The organism is Daejeonella sp., assembly GCF_046590655.1.
Lineage (GTDB): Bacteria > Bacteroidota > Bacteroidia > Sphingobacteriales > Sphingobacteriaceae > Daejeonella.
The window spans coordinates 22,759-29,250 of record NZ_JBKJUM010000024.1; the positions used below are offsets into that span (position 1 = coordinate 22,759).

3 protein-coding genes are annotated in these 6,492 nt (G+C 42.1%); all 3 read left to right on the plus strand.

Features of this window, described 5'->3' with window-relative positions; all coding sequences use genetic code 11:
- Positions 1-36 precede the first annotated feature (36 nt).
- Positions 37-258, plus strand: coding sequence for a VF530 family DNA-binding protein (locus tag ACLL8Z_RS02380; RefSeq protein WP_411273151.1), 222 nt, complete (start codon positions 37-39; stop codon positions 256-258).
- Positions 259-413: 155 nt separating this feature from the next.
- Positions 414-4,895 (plus strand): Ig-like domain-containing protein, encoded by a 4,482-nt coding sequence (locus tag ACLL8Z_RS02385; RefSeq protein ID WP_411273152.1) that lies wholly within the window; start codon positions 414-416, stop codon positions 4,893-4,895.
- A gap of 246 nt (positions 4,896-5,141) precedes the next feature.
- Positions 5,142-6,492: SprB repeat-containing protein (locus ACLL8Z_RS02390; RefSeq protein WP_411273153.1), on the plus strand; the 1,351-nt coding region annotated here is incomplete at its 3' end.

Sequence of the window (6,492 nt, forward strand, 5' to 3'; positions counted from 1 at the left end):
GTCTATTATGTCATAAATGGGATACCTTTGTCGACGATGTATCCTCCTCAACCCAATAACCCGCTCCACGGCCAAACTCTCGAAAGTATTGTGCTTTATTTGGTTGATTTTTACGGATTTGAAAAGCTTGGTACGATGATCCGAATCAAATGTTTTAATGAAGATCCGAATGTGTCATCCTCGCTAAAATTTCTTCGAAAAACGCCGTGGGCTCGTAAGAAGGTAGAAGATTTGTATGTCGAATCGATCAGCACATAATTAAATTTAAGCGCGCTGACGCTTAAAAATTACATTATTGATTTCCTTCTGATTGGGTATAACTTTTCTTACATTTTTTCGTAGAAAAGGTATTAACTGGGGGATTGTATTATATAATGATAATTGTTTCAAAGCTCTGTAAGTGCTTTATTTATTTGTTTTTTTTTTGTTTTTTCTGCTGTCTTTCTGCTTACGCTAATCTATTCAACTTTAAATTTAACCTCAAGTCGGCAAGTGTAGCGCCTGAAGCTGTCGATGTAAGAAATTTCTCTGTTCAAAATGTTTCCGGACGGATCCAGATTCTCCCTTTGATCGGTAAAGACTCAGACGGAACCATAGTCTCTTTTAAGATACTTTCATTACCGGCGATCGCTGCGGGAAAATTGTATCTGAATAATGTTTTGGTGTTTGTGAATCAGTCTCTCACCCTGGCAGAAGCCAAAAATTTACAGTTTGATGTGATGGGTAGCTTCGACCAGCCTACTGCTATTTTTACATATACCGTGACCGACAATGAGAGTTTAACTGATGCAACAGCCGCGACTTTTACAATACCGGTAGTTCCCAACGGAACGCTGCTGGTTTGTAGCGGAGGGACATTAGGGAACAATATTTTGGGTACCCAAGGAACATTTAGTTCCCCTTATATTACACCAAAAGCCACGATCTCTTGCATTAACGATAATTCCAGCGTGGCAGCTCCATTACAAAACCTTGGAAATGCACCCGTACCCCCGATAACCAATTACAATTATGCTTCAACATCTGGATCTCTCGGACCCGAGGGTACCTATTCATTTTTAAAAACCCTGGGCACTATGGCTAGTCGGAATTGCATTAAATCCGATTGGGTAGCTTCAGATCATACAGGCGATGGTGGTTATGCAATGATTGTAAATGGTTCACCAAATTTAGCTGCTTTTGGAAAGACTTTCTATCAGGCAACAAGTATGGCGGTGTGCCCGAATACACTTTACGCGTTTTCTGCGTACGTGATTAATGTGCTACCTGGAAATCATAGTGCAGCAGTAGCTGGTACCGAACCAAACATAAGTTTTTATATAAACAGTCAGCTTGTTTCTACATCGGGTTCAATAGCCTATTCAACTGCTTCGACAGGATTTGTTCCACAATGGGTAAAAGTTGGAGGTTTATGGTATTCTGGGCCTAATACTTTAGTTGACTTTCGTATTGACAACGCAACATTTGTAGCCGAGGGCAATGATCTCGGTATTGATGATATTTCTCTTGCAATATGCGGACCGAGTATTACTTATCCTGACGTATCTTTAACCCCTAAGTTTTGCTCTTACGGCGTTTTGCCACTGAAGGCTGATGTGAAGGCTTCTGTAAATACTTATTCATCTTACATATTCCAAAATAGCAAAGATGGTGGTACTACCTGGACGGATATGGGCACTCCTAAGACTGGCAGTCCTGTTTATAATTCTGCCCGCCAGGCCTATGAATATCTGGCCGAATACGGAGATCTCCCAATAGCTCCAAGTATGAACGGCTATCGCTACAGGCTCAAAGTAGCAACAGAACCATTGAACCTATCAGGGACCACCTGTAATATTTCTGCCGATAAGATAATTTCTGTTTCTGCTTTTGAAAAGCCCGTTGCTGGAGCGGATATAACTGGTTGTAACACTTCCCCTACAGCTAAATTAGTTGCTGCAGTTATCGGGGAGACCTGGTCTACTGTTGTTGGGAATCCTGCCGTAGCGTCAATTGATCAATCCGGAAATATTTCCGGCATGGTAGCAAACGGCATCTACAAATTTCAGCTCACAAATAAAGGCGGATGTTCAGATACAGTCAATGTTACCAGGGAACAGGTTAAAGTTGCTGGAGCTGACGTGCATATCTGTTCTCCACAAGATACTTATAAGCTTGCCGAAGCAGGAACCGGCTACAAATGGGAGAAGGTAACTGGCAATCCTGCGGATGCAACAATTCATGTTACAACTGGCCTGATCACAGGGATGAACGCGGACGGGATTTATAAGTTTGTTTTGCGTTCTGATCTTGGGTGTACAGATGAGATTCTAGTTACAAAGTCATCAATAAGCCTTTCTTATATCAAAACCAATGTACGCTGTTTCGGAACATCAACAGGAGCGATCAACCTGAGTATTACTGGTGGAACTGCTCCTTATACTTATGCCTGGACTGGGGGAGTTACCACAGAAGATCTTACAGGGCTGGCAGCGGGAACCTATAATGTGAACGTGACCGATGCGAACAACTGTACTGCAACAGCATCTATAGTGATTACATCGCCAGCATCAGCATTAGTATTAACATCAGCGAAAACCGATGTCCTTTGCTTTGGAGCAACAACCGGCTCTGTTAACTTATCCGTTACTGGCGGAACCGCTCCTTATACTTATACCTGGACTGGGGGAGTTACTACAGAAGATCTAACAGGCCTTGCAGCCGGAACATACAGTGTAACTGTGACCGATGCGAATAACTGTACTGCAACAGCGTCGATTACAGTAGCTCAGCCGGCAACTGCTTTCGCACTGAATTCTACTAAAACAAACGTTCTTTGCTTCGGCACTTTAACGGGAGCGATCAACTTATCCGTTGCTGGCGGAACTGCTCCTTATACATACGCCTGGACTGGCGGCATTGCTACAGAAGATCTAACAGGACTGGTAGCGGGAACCTATAATGTGACTGTGACTGATGCGAACAGTTGTACTGCAACTGCTTCAGTTAACATTTCATCGCCAGCATCCGCATTAGCCTTAACATCAGCGAAAACCGATGTCCTTTGCTTTGGAACAACATCAGGCTTAGTAAACTTATCCGTAACCGGTGGAACCGCTCCTTATTCCTATGCCTGGACTGGCGGTATTACTACAGAAGATCTAACCGGACTTGCAGCCGGAACCTATAATGTGACTGTGACCGATGCGAACAACTGTTCTGCAACTACTTCAGTTATCATTTCAGCGCCAGCGGCAACATTAGCCTTGACATCAGTGAAAACCGACGTAATTTGTTTCGGAACATCAACAGGAGCGATCAACCTGAGTGTTAGAGGTGGAACCTCTCCCTATACTTATGCCTGGACTGGGGGAATTACTACAGAAGACCTAACAGGACTTGCAGCTGGAAACTATAATGCAACTGTGACTGATGCGAATAACTGTTCTGCAACTACTTCAGTTATCATTTCAGCGCCAGCAACCGCATTAGCCTTAACATCAGCGAAAACCGATGTCCTTTGCTTTGGAGCAACAACAGGCTCAGTTAACTTATCCGTAACCGGTGGAACTGCTCCTTACATTTATGCCTGGACTGGGGGAGGTACCACAGAAGATTTAACAGGACTTTCAGCCGGAACCTTTAATGTGACCGTGACAGATGCTAATGGGTGTATAAAAACCGAAACCGTAACCATCAATCACCCTAAATCTCTTAAGATATCGCTTACAGCAAGGAACGCAACTTGTGCGAGTGCAAAAGACGGGAGCATTTTAGCCCTATTAACTGGAGGAACGGCGCCTTATAAAATTACCTGGAATGGAAATATCAGTCTAACAAGTACCGAACTTAAAAATGTCGCAGCCGGAGTTTATGAAATATTGGTAACAGATGCCAGTGGGTGTAATGTTTCGGCTAAAGCAGAAGTTTTTCAAGGAACATGCAGTCCTATAGCTAAGGATGATAATTTTATAGTTGATCAGGGACTGATGCTATCGGCCGATGTTGCACCTAACGATTGGGATCCGCAAACCGGCAAACTCACTTTTACCAAGTTAACTGATCCAAAGAATGGAACGTTAACTTTTGATCAGGATGGAAAGATTTCATTCATGCCAGACAGTGGCTTCGCTGGCAGAGTTGATTTTTCCTACCAGATATGTAATCCATTGGGAGCCTGCCATAGCGCTGTTGTAACGATCAACGTAATTGAATATACCATTGTACACCTTACACCAGAACTTTCGTCGGTCAGAGAGGGCAAGACAGTTTCCGTGACGGCGAGGCTGGTTCGGCCGTTTAAGGAAGATGTTACAATAACGATAGAGTATAGTGGCAAGGCACTAAAGGAGCGGGATTATCTGGTTCTTGATAATTATCAAAGTCTGACAATACCGAAAGGACAAATTTCCACAACCCAGAAAATGACTTTTGCTGCAGTGCATGATGCTTTTCAAGAAGTAGATGAAGATATTATACTGGCGATTAATACAGTTTCACATATAGATGTACGCATCGGCAATGGAGCGGTGGTTATTATTAACGATTTTTATCCTCCGCCGACTCCAACTGAAAAACCTCAGGATGAACCTAATAATGCTGCTATATTGCCCGATCCGCTAATGTCACCCAATGGAGATGGAAATGGAAATGAATTTTTCGCCATCCAGAACATTGAGGCTTTCCAGGACAATGAAGTTCTCATCTTTAACAGATGGGGAAATGAACTGTTTACTATAAAAAATTACAATAATGGGGACAAGGCCTTTAGAGGTTATGCAAATAAGGGCCTCCTGGTTAATTCAGAACTACCACTAACAGACGGTGTTTATTTCTTTATCATCAACACGTACAGTTTGGCAGTGGGAAAACGTGTTAAACAGGTCAATAAGGGGTATCTGATACTTAAAAGGTAGAAATAAGCACTTTCCCTTCTTTTTAATAAAAGATAAATATCTTTTTGATGCCAATTCCTCAACTTAACAATCCCTGAACGAGACGACTTTGAAAGCTTAATCACTTATCTGGTTGGTTTCTAAGGCTAAATTCTTGCCTGAACAAATTAATTTAACCATAACCTTCTGCAGTGATTTTCGTAAAACGAAATTGTATACTGATAATTAAAAATTACTTACCGGTTATAAAACAGTTTTTGCAGGCTAATGAGCGAGTTAGTTTCAAGGTTTTCTAATATTCAGGCTTTTATAAATAGCCTCAATAGCTGTTTCCGAAAAGATAGACTGCCTTTGCCTGGATTTTCTGATTTATTCAGGGGACATCAAATAGTAAGAGTATTTATCTTTCTTTGTTCGACTACTATCTTCCTAAGCAGTTCACAAAAAGGATATACGCAGGTATGTAATGCTGTTACACAAGGGACATTTGACAATACCCCTGCAGGCTTTTACTCTTCCATTAGCGGCTGGACCGCAATTGGAACGGATAAAGTTAATATTGTAACACAAGCCGGGAGTAATGCTGCAAGAATACGAAATAGTGGTACAGATATGTATTCATTACAGCAAACTATCTCATCTGTCATATCTGGTTCTGCATATTCATTAAGCCTAAACTATGGAAATTGGACTAACGGCTGTACAACGAGTGCTAACTCCAGGATATTAATAGAAGTCTTCGACAAAAGCGCCATTTCTCCATTTTATAGTTCAGGAGTTTTACAGGCAAATGACCAAACTACTCTTTCAAGAATAACTCTTAATTTTACTATACCCGCAAATACCTCATCGATAACTATTAAAATTACTGATCCCGGATCTCCTACTGCTACGTGCGGAGCAGTTGTTGACGATTTATACATTGCCTCACCCATGGTCGCTAATGTATCGTTTGCAAATGTAAGTTGTAATGGACAAAGTACGGGAAGCTTTACTGTAAATGCATCAGGCGCTGCAGCCCCATACACCGGGACATATTCTAAAGACGGAACTGCCGACGTGACATTTGCTTTTACAGGAGGGACTGCTTCTGTAAGTAATTTGCCTGCGGGAAATTATTCTGTTAATATCAAGGATGCAAATGCCTGCGGGAAGGTTATCAGTTTCACAATTTTACAACCGGCACCCCTTTCAGTGACGTTTTCTAAAACTAAAGATGTTAGGTGTTTTGGCGGGAATGATGGCGTTGCTACATTGAATGTAAGCGGGGGGACCGAAGGTTATTCCTATAACTGGACAAAAGATGGCATTTCGATTGCGGTTCCATCGTTTGGTGCTTTAAGTGCAGGCACTTATGCGGTTACAGTTACGGATGCTGCCAATTGCACTCCCATAACAAAAAGTATTACGATTGCTCAGCCAGCAACTGCACTTGCATCAACAAATACTAAGACTGATGTACTTTGTTTTGGATCTTCTACCGGCGCGATCAATCTAACAACCACCGGTGGAACTGCTCCATATACTTATTTATGGACCGGGGGGATAACCGCCGAAGATCTTTCAGGCTTGGCAGCAGGAACTTATAATGTTACTGTAACTGATGCGAACAACTGTA

Excerpts from the sequence above, each read along its gene's own strand:
- ACLL8Z_RS02380 (WP_411273151.1), top strand. The coding sequence starts at position 37 with ATGTATCCTCCTCAACCCAATAACCCGCTCCACGGCCAAACTCTCGAA.